The organism is Stenotrophomonas sp. 96582_Sma, assembly GCF_056480905.1.
Genome location: NZ_CM151122.1, coordinates 4,107,320 through 4,124,398, shown reverse-complemented (window position 1 = coordinate 4,124,398; position 17,079 = coordinate 4,107,320). Strand labels below are relative to the sequence as shown.

Genomic DNA, 17,079 nt, shown 5'->3' with positions numbered 1-17,079 from the left:
CCCGGGTTCGGCGGCCACTGCCCTGGTAGGTGCCAACCTTGGTTGGCACTGATGCACGCATCCACGCATGGCGCGGATCTACCACAGCGGGTCTTGGCCCTGGTAGGTGCCAACCTTGGTTGGCACTGATGCGTGCATCCACGCATGGCGTGGATCTACTGCAGCTGCAGGCCGTTCCGCAGCACCGGCACCAGCCATTCGATGAACACCTGCACGCGTTGCGCGCGGTGCTGCCGATGCGGTTGCAACAGGGTCACCGGCAGCGGTTGCGCCACGTGCTGTGGCATCACTTCCACCAAGGTTGGTAGTTTCTGCAGTAGAGCCACCCCATGGGTGGCTGCGGAGGACCAGGCTCAGTCATCCACGCATGGCGTGGATCTACTGATCTGCGTGGCATGCATCCACGCATGGCGTGGATCTACTGCAGCTGCAGGCCGTTCCGCAGCACCGGCAGCAGCCATTCGATGAACACCCGCACGCGTTGCGCGCGGTGTTGCCGGTGCGGCTGCAACAGGGTCACCGGCAGCGGTTGCGCCACGTGCTGTGGCATCACTTCCACCAGCGCACCGGATTGCAGTTCGGCCTGCACGTCGTAGCGCGGAATCTGCAGCAGGCCGAGCCCCGCCACGCAGCACGCGATCGAGGCCTCGGCGCTGTTTACCCGTACCCAGCCAGGCATCGGCAGCGTGCGCAGCTGGCCACCGTCCTGCCATTCCCACGGTTCCACCCGCGCCGTGGTCGGCGATGCGTAGTTCACCGCGCGGTGCTGCTGTAGATCAGCGGGATGCTGCGGCACTCCGTGCTCACTCAGGTAACTGGGCGCGGCAACGTTGACGAAGTCGAGCTGGCCCAGCGTGCGTGCCACCAGGCTGGAGTCGCCCAGGTGGCCAACCCGCAGCACGGCATCGCAACCGTCCTCGATCAGGTTCACCGCGCGATCGGTCATGCCCAGGTCCAGTTCCACCTGCGGGTAGCGCGCAAAGAAATCCGGCAGGGCGGGGGCGATGATGCGTCGGCCGATGCGGCTGGGCACGTCGATCTTCAGTAGGCCAATCGGCTGCGCATCATCCTGGCGGAACAACGATTCAGCGTCTTCGACTTCGGCGATCAGGCGCAGGCAGCGCGCATGGAACACGTCGCCGTCGTGGGTGGTGGAGACCCGTCGTGTGGAGCGCTGCAGCAGGCGGGTGCCGAGCCGCTGCTCCAGCTCTGCAATGGCTGCCGAGACGGTGGAGCGGGGCAGGCCGAGCTGGTCGGCGGCGCGGGTGAAGCTGGCGCTCTCCACCACCCGGGTGAAGATACGGAAGCGATCGATCCGGTCCATTGTTCGCTGACTCTGGAAAGTTAAGTCAATATAGCGGGCTTTATCCGGATTTTCTGCACGATATCGTCATCAGGGCAGGTTGCCATCCCGGGCAGCCCCTCCCCGAGACCAAGCCATGACTGACCATTCCCTCAAGGGCAAGACCGTGCTGATCGCTGGCGGTGCCAAGAACCTGGGCGGGCTGCTGGCCCGCGACTTTGCCAGCCAGGGCGCCAAGGCCATCGTCATCCACTACAACAGTGCCGCCACCCAGGCTGATGCGGAAGCAACGGTCGCCGCCGTACAGGCTGCTGGCAGCAAGGCGGTGGCGCTGCAGGGCGACCTGACTTCGGCCGCAGCGATGGAGCGCTTGTTCGCCGATGCCGTGGCTGCAGTCGGCCGGCCGGACATCGCCATCAATACCGTCGGCAAGGTGCTGAAGAAGCCGATGCTGGAGATCAGCGAAGCCGAGTACGACGAGATGAGCGCGGTCAATGCGAAGTCCGCGTTCTTCTTCCTCAAGGAAGCCGGTCGAAACGTCAATGACGGCGGCCGCATCTGCACCCTGGTCACCTCGTTGCTGGGCGCATTCACGCCGTTCTATTCCAGCTATGCCGGTACCAAGGCGCCGGTCGAGCACTTCACCCGTGCGGCGTCGAAGGAGTTCGGCGAACGCGGCATCTCGGTGACTGCGATCGGGCCTGGCCCGATGGACACGCCGTTCTTCTATCCGGCCGAGAGTGCCGATGCGCAGGCGTATCACAAGACCGCGGCGGCACTGTCGGCACTCACCCGCACTGGCCTGACCGACATCGCCGACATCGTGCCGTGGATCCGCTTCCTGGTCACCGATGGCTGGTGGATGACTGGGCAGACGATCCTGGTCAATGGTGGGTATACCACCAAGTAAAGCAGCCACGCATGGCGTGGCCCTACTGCGGTGGTGGGTGCCGACCTTGGCTGGTACGGATGGCTGCATCCACGCATGGCGTGGATCTACTGCGGTGGTGGGTGCCGACCTTGGTTGGCACGGATGGCTGCATCCACGCATGGCGTGGATCTACTGCACGGGGTTCGAACCATCCACGCATGGCGTGGATCTACAGTAGAGCCACCCCATGGGTGGCTGCGCACAATGTCCAAAGGGAGGGGCGCCACGCATGGCGTGGCGCTATCGGATCAGTTGAGCTTCGCCAGCACCGCATCTGTCGCAGCGGCGGTACTCACCGCCTGGCCCTTGGCGGCCAGGTCGGCAGTGAACACACCATCATCCAGCACGGCGTGCACCGCCGCTTCCACCGCAGCGGCTTCCGCTTCCAGCCCCAGCGAATGGCGCAGCAGCATCGCCGCGCTGAAGATCGTTGCGTAGGGATTGGCGATGCCCTTGCCGGCAATGTCCGGGGCCGAACCGTGGATCGGTTCGTAGATGCCGACCGCACCCGGCTCGCCCAGCGAGGCCGACGGCAGCAGGCCGAGCGAGCCGGCCAGCATCGACGCCTCATCGGTGAGGATGTCGCCGAACATGTTCTCGGTGACGATCACGTCGTACTCGCGCGGCTTGGCCAGCAGGTGCATCGCCATTGAATCGACCAGCTGGTGCTCCAGCGCAACGTCCGGGAACTCCTCGCGGCCGATGCGCGCGGCCACGTCACGCCACAGGCGCGAGGTTTCCAGCACATTGGCCTTGTCCACCGAGGTGACCTTGCCGCGACGCTGCTGCGCCAGACGGAACGCGCTGCGCAGTACGCGCTCGATCTCGGCCACGGTGTAGCGGCACAGATCGCTGGCGCTGTCGGCGTCGCGGGTCTTGTCGCCGAAATAGATGCCACCGGTCAGCTCGCGCACCACCACGAAGTCCACGCCCTGCAGCAGCTCGGCCTTGATCGGCGAGGCGTGCAGCGCGGCTTCATGGGTGCGCACCGGGCGCAGGTTGGCGTACAGGCCCAGCGCCTTGCGGATCGCCAGCAGACCCTGCTCCGGGCGCACCTTGGCATTCGGGTCGGACCACTTCGGGCCGCCGACCGCACCCAGCAGCACGGCGTTGGCGGCCTGGCAGGCGGTCAACGTAGAGGCGGGCAATGGCTCGCCATGGCGATCGATGGCGACGCCACCGATGTCGTGCTCGCTGAAGGTGAAGGTGTGGTTGAAGCGTTCGGCGACGGCCTTCAGGACGGCGACTGCCGCGGCGGCCACTTCCGGGCCAATGCCATCACCGGGCAGGACAACAATTTCAGCGTGCATGCTCACTCTCGTAGCGTTCGATTTCAGGGACACGGCCCAACAGATACCCCAACTGGTCGACACCTTCCAGCAGGCAGGTCTGCGAGAAGCCATCCAGCGGGAAGGGATAGATACGGCCATCCGGGGTGCGCAGTTCGCGCGCGGCCACGTCGATGGTCAGCTCATCATCCGGGCGCTGCATCAGCGCCTGCACATCGGCCTCATCCAGCACGATCGGCAGCAGGCCGTTCTTCAGCGAGTTGCCGCGGAAGATGTCGGCGATCTCGCTGCTGACGATGGCGCGCAGGCCCAGGTCGGTCAGTGCCCACGGCGCATGCTCGCGCGAGGAACCGCAGCCGAAGTTGCGGCCGGCCAGCAGGATGCTGCGGCCGGCGTTGTGCGGCTGGTTGAAGGCGAAGTCGGCGACCGGCGAACCATCGGCCTGCCAGCGCCAGTCATTGAACGCATTGCGGCCCAGGCCGGCGCGCTCGGTGGTGGACAGGAACCGTGCGGGAATGATCTGGTCGGTATCGATGTTGGTCTGGCGCAGCACCACGCTGGCCGAGGTCAGGGTACGGAATCCGCTCATCACGCCACCTCCTGTGCGAACAGTTCGCGGGTATCGGCAACGTGCCCGTTCACTGCGGCCCATGCCGCGCTCATTGGCGAGGCCAACAGCGTGCGCGAACCGGGGCCCTGGCGGCCTTCGAAATTGCGGTTGCTGGTGCTCACGGCCAGCTGGCCGGGCGCGACCAGATCGCCGTTCATGGCGATGCACATCGAGCAGCCCGGCTCGCGCCACTCAGCACCGGCCGCGCGCACGATCTCATGGATGCCTTCGGCCTCGGCCTCGCGCTTGACGATCTCCGAGCCCGGCACCACCAGCATGCGTACCCGGTCAGCGACGCGACGACCGCGCAGCACCTGCGCCACTTCGCGCATGTCGCTCAGGCGCCCATTGGTGCACGAGCCGACGAACACCACGTCCACCGGCGTACCCGCCAGCGCCCTGCCTGCCTGGAAGTGCATGTAGTCCAGGCCCTTCTGTGCGGCGGCATCGTTGGCTGCCGGAATCGGCGCATCCACTGCGATCGCGGTGCCCGGATGGGTGCCCCAGGTCAGGGTCGGGCGGATGTCGGCAGCGTCGATGTGCACTTCGCTGTCGAAATGCGCGCCGTCATCGCTGCGCAGCTGCTGCCAGCGCGCCACGGCAGCATCGAAATCGGCGCCCTTGGGCCCGCGCGGTGTAGCGGCGACGAAGTCGAAGGTGACCTGGTCCGGGGCCACCATACCGGCGCGTGCGCCGGCCTCGATCGACATGTTGCACAGGGTCATGCGCTGTTCCATGTCCATCGCTTCGATGGTGCTGCCACGGAACTCGATCACGTGGCCGGTGCCACCATTGACGCCGATCACGCCGATGATGTGCAGGACCACGTCCTTGGCGCCAACGCCGGGTGCCAGCGGCCCATCAACGGTGATCGCGAAGGTCTTCGCCTTGCGCTGCAGCAGGCATTGCGTGGCCAGCACGTGGCCGACCTCGCTGGTACCGATGCCGAACGCCAGCGAACCGAACGCACCATGGGTGGAGGTGTGGCTGTCGCCGCAGACGATGGTCATGCCGGGCTGGGTGAAGCCCTGCTCGGGCGCGATCACGTGGACGATGCCGCGGTTGTCCGAAGCCATGTCGAACAGTTCGATGCCGTGCTCTGCGCAGTTGCGTGCCAGCGTGGCGACCTGTGCCTCGGACGCCGCGCTGGCATAGGGCAGCGTGCCATCGGCGGCAGCCGGCAGGGTCGGCGTGGAGTGGTCCATCGTCGCCTTGGTGCGATCCGGGCGGCGCGGCGACAGGCCGCGCTCGCGCAGTTCGGTGAACGCCTGCGGCGAGGTCACCTCGTGGATCAGGTGCAGGTCGATGTACAGCACGGCGGGCGCGCTGTCGGATTCGGGAACCACCACGTGGGCGTCCCACAGTTTGTCGTACAGGGTGCGGGGTGCGGAAGTCATGCGTGTGCCTGGCAGAAGTACGAAGGTGCGGACATCAGGAAAGATAGCGAAAAGGTCAAGTCAGCGGCGACGGGCAAGCACCCGCAGCCGCACGTAGTCGGCCAGCGGCTGACCGCCGGCGTTGCGCGGCAGCTCGGCCAGCAGAACGGTGGCGGCCTCGCGCACGGTGGCGCGTGCCTCGGCTGGCAGGTCATCCAGCAGCGGTGTGGCGAATACCCGCAGCCAGCCGGCCACGCCGGTCGGCAGTGCGGTCGGTCGCGGCGTGCACTCGATCAGCTGCACCTGGAAGCCATGCTGGCGCAGGCGGTCGGCGTAGGCATCGGCAGTGGGGAAGTACCACTGGAATGCGCTGGCGCCGTGGCCATGGGCCACGCGTGCGGCCTGCACCGCGGCAATGATCGTGGCCACGTTGCCATGGCCGCCGAACTCGGCAACGAAGCGGCCACCGGGGCGCAGGGCGCGGCGCACACCTTCCATCACCCGGTCGGGGTTGCTCATCCAATGCAGCGCTGCGTTGCTGAATACCGCATCGAACTCACTGTCGAACGACAGCGCGTGGCCATCCATCACCTGCGCATCGACGCCGCGCGCACGCGCGGCGATCACCAGCTCCGGCGAGGCATCCACGCCGTGGATGTGTGCGCCGCTGAGCGCCAGCTCAGTGCTGAGCACGCCATCGCCACAGCCCAGGTCGAGGATGCGTTCACCGGCGCGCGGGTCGAGCAGGCGCGATACCGCGCCGCCGAGCAGCGGCACGAAGCCGGCGTCGATCGCATAATCCTGGGCGTTCCACTGCTGGCCAGCGGCGCTGGTGGGGGTGGGGGTGTCGAAGGCGCTCATGGCGGGGTCCTCAGGCGGTGGCGGGGGTGGCAACGTCGGTGTTGCTGTGGGCGGCAGCCTGGCGCTGGCGCAGCAGGCGGTTGGCCACATCCAGCCAGGCCAGCGCAGAGGCTTCGATGATGTCCTTGCTGGTGCCGGTGCCGTCGTACTCCACGCCCTCGTGGCGCACGCTCAGATTGGCTTCGCCGCGCGCATCGGCGCCGATGCCGACGCTGTGCACGTGGTAGCTGTCCAGCATCAGCTGCACGCCGGTAGCGGCCGACAGCGCGCCGAACAGCGCATCGACCGGGCCATCGCCCTGCGCGGTCTCGGCCACGCGGTTGCCGTCCGGGTCGGACAGTTCCACCAGCGCATTGGCGCGGCTGCCGACGTCGCTGATGGTCATCGACGCCAGGCGATAGCCCTGCGCGTTGGAGCCGCCCTGCATCAGCGTCTGCAGGTCGGCATCGGTGACTACGCGCTGCTGTTCGCACAGGCCCTTGAACTGCTCGAATACCAGCTTCAGTTCGTCTTCGTCCAGCCAGAAGCCCAGCGCACGCAGGCGTGCTTCGACGGCGGCGCGGCCACTGTGGCGGCCCAGCACCATCTGCGAATCCTCCCAGCCCACGTCTTCCGGACGCATGATTTCGTAGGTGCCGCGATGACGCAGCATGCCGTGCTGGTGGATGCCCGATTCGTGGGCGAAGGCATTGGCACCGACGATGGCCTTGTTGCGCTGTACCGGCATGCCGACCAGGCGCTGCAGCAGCTGTGAGGTGCCGACGATGCGCGGGGTGTTGATCGAGCTGTCCTGTTCGTAGAAGGCCTGGCGCACCTTCAGCACCATCGCGATCTCTTCCAGCGAGCAGTTGCCGGCGCGCTCGCCGATGCCGTTGATGGTGCACTCGACCTGGCGTGCACCGCCTTCGATGGCGGCCAGCGAGTTGGCCACGGCCAGGCCCAGGTCGTTGTGGCAGTGCGCGCTGAAGATCACATTGGCGGCATTCGGCACGTCGGCGACGCCGGCGATGACCTGCTGGAACATCGCGCGGATCTCTTCCGGCGTGGTGAAGCCGACGGTGTCGGGCAGGTTGATGGTGGTGGCGCCGGCAGCGATGGCCACGCGCGCGACTTCGATCAGGTAGTCCAGCTCGGTGCGGGTGGCATCCTCGGCCGAGAATTCGACATCGTCGATATAGGACCGGGCCAGCGATACGTGCTTGCGTACCGACTCCAGTACCTGCTCGCGGGTCATCCGCAGCTTGTGCTCGCGGTGCAGCGGGCTGGTCGACAGGAACACGTGCAGGCGCGGGTTGGCAGCGGCCTCCAGCGCACGTGCGGAGGTTTCGATGTCGGCCTGCAGGCAGCGCGACAGCACCGCCAGGGTCAGGCTCGGGCGGCGCAGTTCGCGGCCGATCAGTGCCATCGCCTCACGGTCGGACTGCGAGCTGGCCGGGAAGCCGGTCTCGATGATGTCCACGCCCAGTTCGTCCAGCGCACGCGCCATCACCAGCTTCTGCGGCGGGCTCATGCTGCAGCCGGGGGACTGCTCGCCGTCACGCAGGGTGGTGTCGAAGATGCGGATGCGCGGGGTGGTAATTCGTTCGATGGTGGTCACAGGGAAATCTCCTCGACAGCGGGTGCGACGGCTTGCAGGGGGGAAGGGGAAGAGGTGGGGGAAGCGATGGCGCTGGCCTTGGCGGGCGAGCGCGGTGTTTCGCTGCGCCGTCGCCGTGGTTTGCGTGGCGGGCGCGGGCGGATGTCGGTGAGCAGGCCGGCGAGGACGCCGGCATCGATGTTGCCGCCGGAGACCACCGCGCACTTGCGGCGGCCGGCGACGCGGCGGCCGGCGGCCAGCGCCAGCGCACCGGCACCCTCGGCGATGATGTGTTCTTCCAGTGCCAGGCGGACCAGGGTTTCGCGCAGTTCGGCTTCGCGCACGATCACCACGTCGTCCAGCAGCGAGGTGCACAGGCGGCGGGTCAGGAAGCCGGGAATCTTCACCCGCACGCCGTCGGCCAGCGAAGCAACGGGGGCGATCTCGCGCACGTCACCGCGGATCGCGCGGGCCATCGAATCGACGCCTTCCACCTGCGCGCCAACGACGCGGACGCCCTGCGATTTCAGTGCCAACGCAACGCCGGAGGCCAGCCCGCCGCCGCCGATCGGCACGATCACCACGTCCGGCGCGTGTGCGGCCAGCTCGATGCCGACCGTGCCCTGGCCGGCGATCACATCGGCATCGTCGAACGCGGACAGGAAGCGGTAGCCGTGGCGTTGTGCCAGTTCGACCGCGAAGGCGTAGGCCTCGTCATAGCTGGTGCCGTGCTGGCGCACGGTCGCGCCCCAGTGGGCGACGCCGGCGATCTTGGTGGCCGGTGCGCCGTGCGGCATCACGGTGATGGCCGGCACGTCCAGGCGGTAGGCCGCCCACGCCACGCCCTGGGCATGGTTGCCGGCCGAGGCGCAGATCACCGGCCGGGTGTCGCCGCGCTCGCGGCCGGCCAGCAGCGCGTTCAATGCACCGCGTACCTTGTAGGAGCCGGTGCGCTGCAGGTTTTCCAGCTTCAGCCAAGTGCCGAAGCGCTCGGCATGGTGCAGCGGGGTGGGCGGCAGGAAGCGGCGCAGACGAGCCTGCGCCGCCAGTACGTCGGCGACGCTTACGTCACCGACATCGCTTTCCTGGCTGGTGTCAGCGGCCGGCATGGGCCACCAGCGCAGTGCAGAAGACCGCCGCATGCGGGCGCGGGCGGCGAAGAAGACGCCTCCGTACCGGCACCGTGGTCGCTACGGTACGGGTGTTCATACGGATGCTCCTTCCACGGCGGTGACCTGCACGGACACACAGTCGTAGATCTTCTCGATCTGCCGGCACAGCGTTTCCGCCGGACGCTGGCCATCCACCACCAGCTGCAGGTGCCAGCGGCCATCGTCGGCGGCCACCGGCGCACCACTGATCGCACGCGGCGCGAAGCCACGGCGTTCGGCCATGCCGATCACGCGCAGCAGCGCGCCTTCGGCCGGGTGCAGCACCAGGTCAAGCCGGTATTGCATTGGGGGTCTCCTGGCGGGCGTGGGCGGGATTGCTTTCCAGCATCGTGCTGTTGGCAGTGTTCGGCGGCACCAGCGGCCACACGTTGGCGCGTGCATCGATGGCCACGTGCAGCAGCGCCGGGCCTGGTTCGGCCAGCAGTGCGGCCAGGCCGCCTTCCACGTCGTCGCGGTTGTCGATGCGGGTGGCGGCGATGCCGAACACCTGCGCCAGTGCCACGAAGTCCGGGTTGTCGGACAGGTCGATCTCGCTGTAACGCTCGGCGAAGAACAGCTCCTGCCACTGCCGCACCATGCCCAGCGAACTGTTGTCCAGCAGCACGATCTTCACCGGCAGGCGGCAACGCGCGATGGTGGCCAGCTCCTGCACGTTCATCATGAAGCTGCCGTCGCCGGAGACCAGCACCACGGTGCGATCGGGGCAGGCGAACTGCGCACCCATCGCGGCCGGGAGGCCAAAGCCCATGGTGCCCAGCGCGCCACTGGTCAGATGATTGCGCGGGTGGTTGAAACGGCAGTGCTGGGCGACCCACATCTGGTGCTGGCCGACATCGCAGGCGATCACTGCATCGGCCGGTGCCAGCTCGCTCAGGCGCTTCAGCAGCGCCGGGGCGTAGATATGCTGGCCGGGGGCGTCGTAACGCGCAGCGAAACGATCACGATGCTGTGCACAGCGCTTGCGCCATGCGTCCTGGTGGGCCTTGGGGGAGGGGAAGGCCGCACGCAGGGCGCGGATGGCATGGCTGACGTTGCCGGGCACGGCGACGTCGGCGCTGCGCAGCTTGGAGATCTCGTAGGCGTCGGCGTCGATGTGAACGACGCGGGCGAACGGTGCGAACTCGGCCAGCTTGCCGGTGGCACGGTCATCGAAGCGCGCACCCAGCACCAGCAGCAGGTCGCTTTCCTGCACCGCCATGTTGGCCGCGCGGGTACCATGCATGCCCAGCATGCCCAGCGACTGCGGGTGGTTGGCCGGCAACGCGCCCAGCCCACGCAGGGTCATCACCGTGGGGATGGCACTGGCCTCGACGAAGTCGCGCAGGTCCTGCACCGCGTCGCCCAGCGCGATGCCACCACCGGCGTAGACCACCGGCTTTTCGGCGGCTGCCAGTGCGGCGATGGCCTCGGCGATGGCCGCTTCGGCCGGCGCAGGCGGCGGCTCGATGTTGCTCGGCACGTGCGCTGGCAGATGACTGGCATCGGCCAGCTGCACGTCCTTGGGCAGGTCGATCAGCACCGGGCCGGGCCGGCCTTCGCGGGCGATCCGGAATGCATCGGCGACCACGCGCGGCAGGTCATCGACGCTGCGCACCAGCCAGCTGTGCTTGACGATCGGCATCGTCAGGCCGAACACATCCAGTTCCTGGAAGGCGTCGGTGCCCAGCAGCGGCGTGCCGACCTGACCGGTGATGCAGACCATCGGTACCGAATCCAGCATCGCATCGGCAATGCCGGTCACCAGGTTGGAGGCGCCCGGGCCGGAGGTGGCCACGCAGACACCCACCTGGTTGCTGGCGCGGGCAAAACCGTTGGCGGCCAGCGCCGCGCCCTGCTCATGGCGTACCAGGATGTGCTTCAGCGACGAATCCACCAGCGCGTCGTAGAACGGCATGATGGTGCCACCGGGATAGCCGAACAGCGTGCGGACGCCTTCGGCCTCCAGCGCCTGGGTCAGCCAGCGCGCGCCGTTGGGCGGCGCGCTGCGATGTGTCGAAGAGTTCATGGGGGAACCTTGCAAAGCGGGTGGGGGAGGGCCGCGCGGTTACGCGGCCTGTCCTTGCAACCAGACCATCTTGGCGCGCAGTTCCTTGCCTACCTTCTCGATCGGGTGCTCCAGGTCGGCCTGCTTGAACCTGTTGTAGTTCGGCAGGCCCGCTTCGTACTCGGCCACCCAGTTCTTGGTGAAGGTGCCGTCCTGGATGTCCTTCAGCACTTCCTTCATGCGCGCCTTGGTGCCGGCGTCGATCACCCGCGGGCCGCTGACGTAGTCGCCGTACTGCGCGGTCTCGGAGATGAACTCCAGCATGCGCGAGATGCCGCCTTCGTAGAACAGGTCCACGATCAGCTTCAGTTCGTGCAGCACTTCGTAATAGGCGATCTCCGGCTGGTAACCGGCTTCGACCAGGGTTTCGAAACCGGCCTGCACCAGTGCCGAGGCACCGCCGCACAGCACCGCCTGCTCGCCGAACAGATCGGTCTCGGTCTCTTCCTTGAAGGTGGTCTGGATCAGGTTGGCGCGAGCGCCGCCGAGGCCGGCCGCATAGGCCTGCGCGTGCTGCGCAGCCTTGCCGCTGACATCCTGGTAGACCGCCCAGATGCACGGTACGCCGCGCCCGATCTCATACTCACGACGCACCAGCGCACCCGGGCCCTTCGGCGCAACCAGCACCACGTCCAGGTCGGCGCGCGGCTCGATCATGCCGTAGTGCACGTTCAGGCCATGCGCGAACAGCAGGCAGGCGCCCTGCTTCATGTTCGGCGCCAGCACGTCGTTGTAGAGCTTCTTCTGCACCATGTCCGGGGTCAGCACGGCGACCAGGTCGGCGTCTTTCACCGCTTCAGCGGGCGCGATCACGGTGAAGCCATCGGCCTGCGCCTTGGCTTCGGTCGGGCCGCCCGGACGCAGGCCTACCACCACATCGAAGCCGGATTCACGCAGGTTCAGCGCGTGGGCGCGGCCCTGGCTGCCGTAGCCGATGACGGCGATCTTGGTCTGGGGCAGGTCGTTGGTGCTCATGGGGGAGGTTCCTTGCGGTGGGAAGAAAAAAGAACGGCCGGTCGTCGAGGTGACGTGCCGGCCGGTCAGGGGAAAGCGGTGGAGGAGGCGCCGCGCGTTGCACAGGCACAGCCACCACGAGGCGTCGCGGTGGTGCAGGTCCGGGTTGTGCGATCGGCGTTGTGCATGGTGGTTGCGTCTGAAACCAGGTCCTGAAATGAAAAAACCCGCACCGGGGCGGGTGCGGGTTTTTGAAGAGTTCCGGTGTGTTTGTTGCTTACACGCTGGCTCGTCCCGCACCTGTTGGTTGGGTAATAAGTACGAGCACAAGAATCGAACGCAGCGAAGCGGCGCCGATATCGGCGGCTTCGATGTGGGTTCGCGGTGGCGTGTTGTGATGCAACATGTGATCGAGAGAAACACAGCCGTTTCGGCGCTGTCAACCCTCGCGACGGATTTTTTTATCGGTTTCCAGTGCATCCAGCGCAATCGCTTGCGGCACAAGGATGGTTGCCGCTGAAAGTGTTTCGGTGAACCCCAATTCACTCCTTTCAGGCCGGCTTTTGCGCGGAATCCGGCGGATTTTCGCCTTGGCGGGTGCGGAGCTTCCGCACCCCATCCCAGGATCAACGTCCATGACCTCTGCCCGATACCGCGTGAAGGCCGCAGCGGCGAAGATCGAGGGACCACCCTTCCATCGGAACCCGACCGTGTCCCGACGCCTTGCCCGTTCCCTGCTGGCCGCTGCTCTACTGGCCGCTGTGCCCGCACTGTCTTCTGCCGCCGACCGCATCACCGGCCACACCTTTGCCACCCGTTCGGAGGTGATCGCCCCGCATGCGATGGCCGCCACCTCGCAGCCGCTGGCCACCCAGATCGCGCTGGACGTGATGAAGGGCGGTGGCTCGGCGGTGGACGCGGCGATTGCCGCCAACGCCGCGCTCGGCCTGATGGAGCCCACCGGCAACGGCATCGGGGGCGACCTGTTCGCCATCGTGTGGGACCCGAAGACGCAGAAGCTCTACGGCTACAACGGCTCGGGCCGCTCGCCGAAGTCGCTCACCCTGGCCGAGTTCCAGCGCCGTGGCCTGAAGGACATCCCGGCCACCGGTCCACTGCCGGTGTCGGTACCGGGCGCTGTCGACGGCTGGTTCGCACTGCACGACCGCTTCGGCCGCAAGCCGATGGCGGACAACCTGGCACCGGCCATCCGTTACGCCCGCGAGGGTCACCCGGTGGCTGAGGTGATCGCCTACTACTGGGACCGCTCGGTGCCCAAGCTGTCGCAGTATCCGGGGTTCAAGGAACAGTTCACGATCAACGGCCACGCCCCGCGCAAGGGTGAGATGTGGAAGAACCCGAATCTGGCCAGTACGCTGCAGAAGATCGCCGACGGCGGCCGTGATGCCTTCTACAAGGGCGATATCGCCCGCACCATCGGCGACTATTTCAAGGCCAACGGTGGCTACCTGAGCTACCAGGACATGGCTGACCACCACGGTGAGTGGGTCGAACCGGTCAGCAGCAACTACCGTGGCTACGACGTGTGGGAGCTGCCGCCGAACAGCCAGGGCATCGCCGCGCTGCAGATCCTCAACGTGCTGGAAGGCTACGACTTCTCGAAGATTCCCTTCGGTTCACCGGAGCATGTGCACCTGTTCGTTGAAGCGAAGAAGCTGGCCTTCGCCGATCGCGCGCGCTTCTATGCCGACATGGCGTTCCAGCCGGCGCCGGTGCAGAAGCTGATTTCCAAGGACTACGCCGCACAGCGCCGCGCGCTGATCTCGATGGACAAGGCGCTGAAGGAAGTGCAGCCGGGCACGCCGAAGCAGCTGGAGGAGGGCGACACGATCTACATGACCGTGGCCGACGCCGACGGCATGATGGTTTCGCTGATCCAGTCCAACTACCGTGGCATGGGCAGCGGCATGGCACCGCCCGGTCTGGGTTTCATTCTGCAGGACCGTGGCGAGATGTTCGTGCTGCAGAAGAACCATCCCAACGGCTACGCGCCGGGCAAGCGTCCCTTCCAGACCATCATCCCGGGGTTCATCACCAAGGGCGGCAAGCCGTATGCCAGCTTCGGCGTGATGGGTGGCGCGATGCAGCCGCAGGGCCACGCGCAGATCGTGATGAACCTGGTGGATTTCGGCATGAACCTGCAGGAAGCCGGTGATGCACCGCGCATCCAGCACGAGGGCTCGACTGAACCGACAGGTCAGGCCACGGCGATGACCGACGGTGGTGAAGTGAATCTGGAAACCGGCTTCCCGTATGAAACGGTGCGTGCGTTGATGCGCAAGGGGCATCGCATCGTGTTCGCCGACGGTCCGTATGGTGGGTATCAGGCGATCATGCGTGATCCGGAATCCGGCGTTTACTACGGTGCGTCTGAGAGTCGAAAGGATGGGCAGGCGGCGGGGTATTGAGGTTTCCCGGCCACCGGGCGCAGCCCCCTCCGCGGTGATGGTTCGTGGAAGCGGGATCATGTGATTGGGCCGGGCGGGTGGGCTGGTCGGGGGACGCCGTGAATCCGTCCCTGGAGGCTTGGCCGCGGCATCCATGCCGCGGACACCCCCGCCCAGCCCACCCGCCCGGCCCCTGACAGTTTCCGTGGCCATCACCGCGGGAAAAGAAAAAAGAAGATCAAGAACAAAGGCAACGGCAACAGCCGCGTGCTGTGAGTAGGGGGCGGATCCATTTTCCGGAGGAAAACGAATCCGACCCCTTCTTGTTTTCCGATACACCTCATCCACGCATGGCGTGGATGGACCAACCGTCACACGTAACCTGTCGGGGGTGGGGCGGTGTGGGTGGGCAGGACCGTTGGCGCCATGGATGGCGCCATCGAGCCCCCAGGGACGGGTTTACGGCGTGTCCTGCCTACCCACACCGCCCCGCCCAACCAGCAGAAACCCAGAGCCGCTCTGGCTTTTGAATCTGCACTTGCTTGAAAGAAGCGGTGCAGCCGCAGGCTGCAAAACACCCTCAATCCTGATCGTGCGCGCGCGCCGCCTCCGCCTGGGTCTCCTCCTGCGCCGCCATCTCGCGCGCGATCCACGCATCGATCATATGCCGCTGGCGCTGCGCCTGCCGCCGCTCGCGCGTGTACTCCTGGTCCAGCACCCGGTACAGCGACACCATCACCAGCACCATCAGCAGCGCGAATGGCAACGCCGCAATCGTGATCATGCCCTGCAGTGCATCCAGGCCACCGGCCAGCAGCAACGCCGCTGCGATCAGCGCCACCGCGATGCCCCAGGCCAGCTTGCGCTTCAACGGCGGATCGCCTGCCTCGTCAGTGGACATGCTGGCCAGCACCAGCACCGCCGAATCGGCTGATGTCACGAAGAAGATCATCAGCAGCACCAGTGCGATGCAGGAAAGCAGCAAGGGCAGCGGCATGCTGTCAAACAGGGTGAACAGCACCGTTTCATAGCCATTGCCCAGCGCCTGCACCAGGTCGGCGTGGCCGAAGATCTGCGCCCACAGCGCAGTACCACCAAACACCGCGAACCAGAAGAAGCCCAGCACCGTGGGTGCCAGCACGACGCCGATGACGAACTCGCGGACGCTGCGCCCACGCGAGATGCGCGCGATGAACGAGCCGACGAACGGGGCCCAGGAAATCCACCACGCCCAGTAGAAGATGGTCCAGTCCGCCACCCATGTGCTGCCCGAGAACGGCGACATGCGCAGGCTCATCGTCACCAGCTGGTTGAGGTACGACCCCAGTGTGGTGGTGAACGTATCGAAGATGAATCCGGTCGGACCCAGCACCAGTACGGTGGCCGCAAGAAGCGCGGCCAGCGCAAGATTGAAGTTGGACAGCCACTTCACCCCGCGCTCGACACCGCTGGCGGTGGAGGCCATGTACAGCACGAACGCGATGGCGATGATGGTCAGCTGCAGTGGCACACCCGCGTGCAGGCCGAACACGCGTTCCATGCCGGCAGCGATCTGGATGGTACCGAACCCCAGCGTGGTGGCCACGCCAATGGCAGTGGCAACAACCGCGGCGATGTTGACCACGCGTCCGATCCAGCCGCGATGGTGCCGGCCGATGATCGGTTGCAGCATGTCACTGACCAGTCCACGGCCATTGCGGTTGAACTGGAACCAGGCCATGGCCAGGCCGATCAGCGCGTAGATCGCCCACGGGTGCAGGCCCCAGTGGAAGAATGCATAGCGCATCGAAGCCCGCGCCGCGTCCATGCTCTGCGGTGCGAGGCCTTCCGGAGGCTTGGTGAAGTGGGAAATCGGCTCGGCGGCGCCCCAGAACACAAGGCCGATGCCCATGCCGGCGGCGAACAGCATCGACATCCAGCTGGCGCGCGAGAACTCCGGCTCGGCATCTTCACCGCCGATGCGCAGGTTGCCGAAGCGACCGAATGCCAGATACATCAGGAACGTCAGTGCCAGGAACACGACCAGAAGATAGAGCCAGCCGACACTGCGGATGACATCGGCCAGTACCGACTGCACCACGGTATTGAAGGGGCCGGGTGCAACACCGGCAAGCAGCACCAGAAGCAGAACCAGTGCGATGGAAACGCGAAACACCATGAAGGAGCTTCTCCGATCAAGGGATTGAGGGGAGCGAGCAGAGCTTGCTGCGAGGGGCCGGCGACATGCAGCACAGACCGGGCAGGGGCCGCGGAGGCGGCGGGGAAACACCGGCCGCAGCGGCACGATGCGTGTGCACGTTACTGAATGCGATGTCACGGTTCTGTTAATACAGAAACAGCGGATCCACGCCGTGCGTGGATGGAACAGCCAGGAGCTGCAGTGCGTTCTATGCTCTAATGCACACCAAGAAGCGGGGGTACCGCGGCCATGTGGCCACGGTTGAGACAGTCCCTTGGAACCTGATCCGGCTCATACCGGCGTAGGGAAGCTTTGTAGTGCAGCCATGCCCGGACTCCGCCCAAGGACCGTCCGGGCGCGGCAGCAGTGCGCCGCC

15 protein-coding genes and 1 riboswitch are annotated in these 17,079 nt (G+C 66.5%); of the genes, 2 read left to right on the top strand and 13 right to left on the bottom strand.

Annotation, left to right across the window (positions count from 1 at the left end):
* Positions 1-155: 155 nt before the first annotated feature.
* Entirely contained in the window at positions 156-287 is a 132-nt protein-coding gene (locus tag ACZK2R_RS19270; protein ID WP_478487530.1) for a hypothetical protein, read from the bottom strand.
* Positions 288-418: 131 nt separating this feature from the next.
* A complete protein-coding gene (locus ACZK2R_RS19265; protein WP_180838224.1) occupies positions 419-1,324 on the bottom strand; it encodes a LysR family transcriptional regulator in 906 nt (301 codons plus the stop codon).
* A gap of 115 nt (positions 1,325-1,439) precedes the next feature.
* On the opposite strand from ACZK2R_RS19265, the gene ACZK2R_RS19260 reads away from it, so the two are divergent.
* Entirely contained in the window at positions 1,440-2,213 is a 774-nt protein-coding gene (locus ACZK2R_RS19260) for an SDR family oxidoreductase (RefSeq protein WP_180838223.1), read from the top strand.
* Between the two features lie 269 nt (positions 2,214-2,482).
* On the opposite strand, the gene leuB is transcribed toward ACZK2R_RS19260, so the two are convergent.
* From leuB to ACZK2R_RS19210, 10 genes are all read right to left on the bottom strand, one after another.
* On the bottom strand, positions 2,483-3,544 hold the full coding sequence (leuB, locus tag ACZK2R_RS19255) for a 3-isopropylmalate dehydrogenase (protein ID WP_180838222.1): 1,062 nt from the start codon (positions 3,542-3,544) through the stop codon (positions 2,483-2,485).
* The gene (gene leuD, locus ACZK2R_RS19250) at positions 3,534-4,112 is read right to left on the bottom strand and encodes a 3-isopropylmalate dehydratase small subunit (protein WP_180838221.1); all 579 of its coding nucleotides are present in this window, start codon (positions 4,110-4,112) and stop codon (positions 3,534-3,536) included. The genes leuB and leuD overlap by 11 nt, the downstream gene beginning before the upstream one ends.
* Positions 4,112-5,530 carry a 3-isopropylmalate dehydratase large subunit gene (leuC, locus tag ACZK2R_RS19245; RefSeq protein WP_180838220.1) on the bottom strand — a complete coding sequence of 473 codons (1,419 nt, stop codon included), beginning with the start codon at positions 5,528-5,530 and terminating at the stop codon, positions 4,112-4,114. The genes leuD and leuC overlap by 1 nt, the downstream gene beginning before the upstream one ends.
* Positions 5,531-5,590: 60 nt before the next feature.
* Positions 5,591-6,370, bottom strand: coding sequence for a class I SAM-dependent methyltransferase (locus ACZK2R_RS19240; protein WP_180838219.1), 780 nt, complete (start codon positions 6,368-6,370; stop codon positions 5,591-5,593).
* Positions 6,371-6,380: 10 nt separating this feature from the next.
* Positions 6,381-7,967, bottom strand: a complete 1,587-nt coding sequence (locus ACZK2R_RS19235) for a 2-isopropylmalate synthase (RefSeq protein ID WP_032130450.1) — start codon at positions 7,965-7,967, stop codon at positions 6,381-6,383.
* Positions 7,964-9,055, bottom strand: a complete 1,092-nt coding sequence (locus tag ACZK2R_RS19230; protein WP_032130451.1) for a threonine dehydratase — start codon at positions 9,053-9,055, stop codon at positions 7,964-7,966. Before ACZK2R_RS19230 ends, ACZK2R_RS19235 begins: the two co-directional genes overlap by 4 nt.
* Positions 9,056-9,151: 96 nt before the next feature.
* On the bottom strand, positions 9,152-9,403 hold the full coding sequence (locus ACZK2R_RS19225) for an ACT domain-containing protein (RefSeq protein WP_014038403.1): 252 nt from the start codon (positions 9,401-9,403) through the stop codon (positions 9,152-9,154).
* Positions 9,387-11,123 (bottom strand): acetolactate synthase 2 catalytic subunit, encoded by a 1,737-nt coding sequence (gene ilvG / locus ACZK2R_RS19220; RefSeq protein ID WP_180838218.1) that lies wholly within the window; start codon positions 11,121-11,123, stop codon positions 9,387-9,389. Before ilvG ends, ACZK2R_RS19225 begins: the two co-directional genes overlap by 17 nt.
* 39 nt (positions 11,124-11,162) lie before the next feature.
* Positions 11,163-12,137 carry a ketol-acid reductoisomerase gene (gene ilvC / locus ACZK2R_RS19215; RefSeq protein WP_032130453.1) on the bottom strand — a complete coding sequence of 325 codons (975 nt, stop codon included), beginning with the start codon at positions 12,135-12,137 and terminating at the stop codon, positions 11,163-11,165.
* A 418-nt stretch (positions 12,138-12,555) separates the two neighbouring features.
* A complete protein-coding gene (locus ACZK2R_RS19210; protein WP_180838217.1) occupies positions 12,556-12,753 on the bottom strand; it encodes a hypothetical protein in 198 nt (65 codons plus the stop codon).
* Here ACZK2R_RS19210 and ggt point away from each other — a divergent pair.
* Positions 12,752-14,545 (top strand): gamma-glutamyltransferase, encoded by a 1,794-nt coding sequence (gene ggt, locus ACZK2R_RS19205; protein ID WP_223276850.1) that lies wholly within the window; start codon positions 12,752-12,754, stop codon positions 14,543-14,545. The two genes, ACZK2R_RS19210 and ggt, sit on opposite strands and share 2 nt — an antisense overlap.
* Positions 14,546-15,104: 559 nt before the next feature.
* On the opposite strand, the gene ACZK2R_RS19200 is transcribed toward ggt, so the two are convergent.
* Positions 15,105-16,682: a BCCT family transporter gene (locus ACZK2R_RS19200; RefSeq protein WP_049400562.1), complete on the bottom strand. Its 1,578-nt coding sequence runs from the start codon at positions 16,680-16,682 to the stop codon at positions 15,105-15,107.
* Between the two features lie 245 nt (positions 16,683-16,927).
* Positions 16,928-17,029, top strand: a riboswitch (TPP riboswitch).
* Positions 17,030-17,079 lie beyond the last annotated feature (50 nt).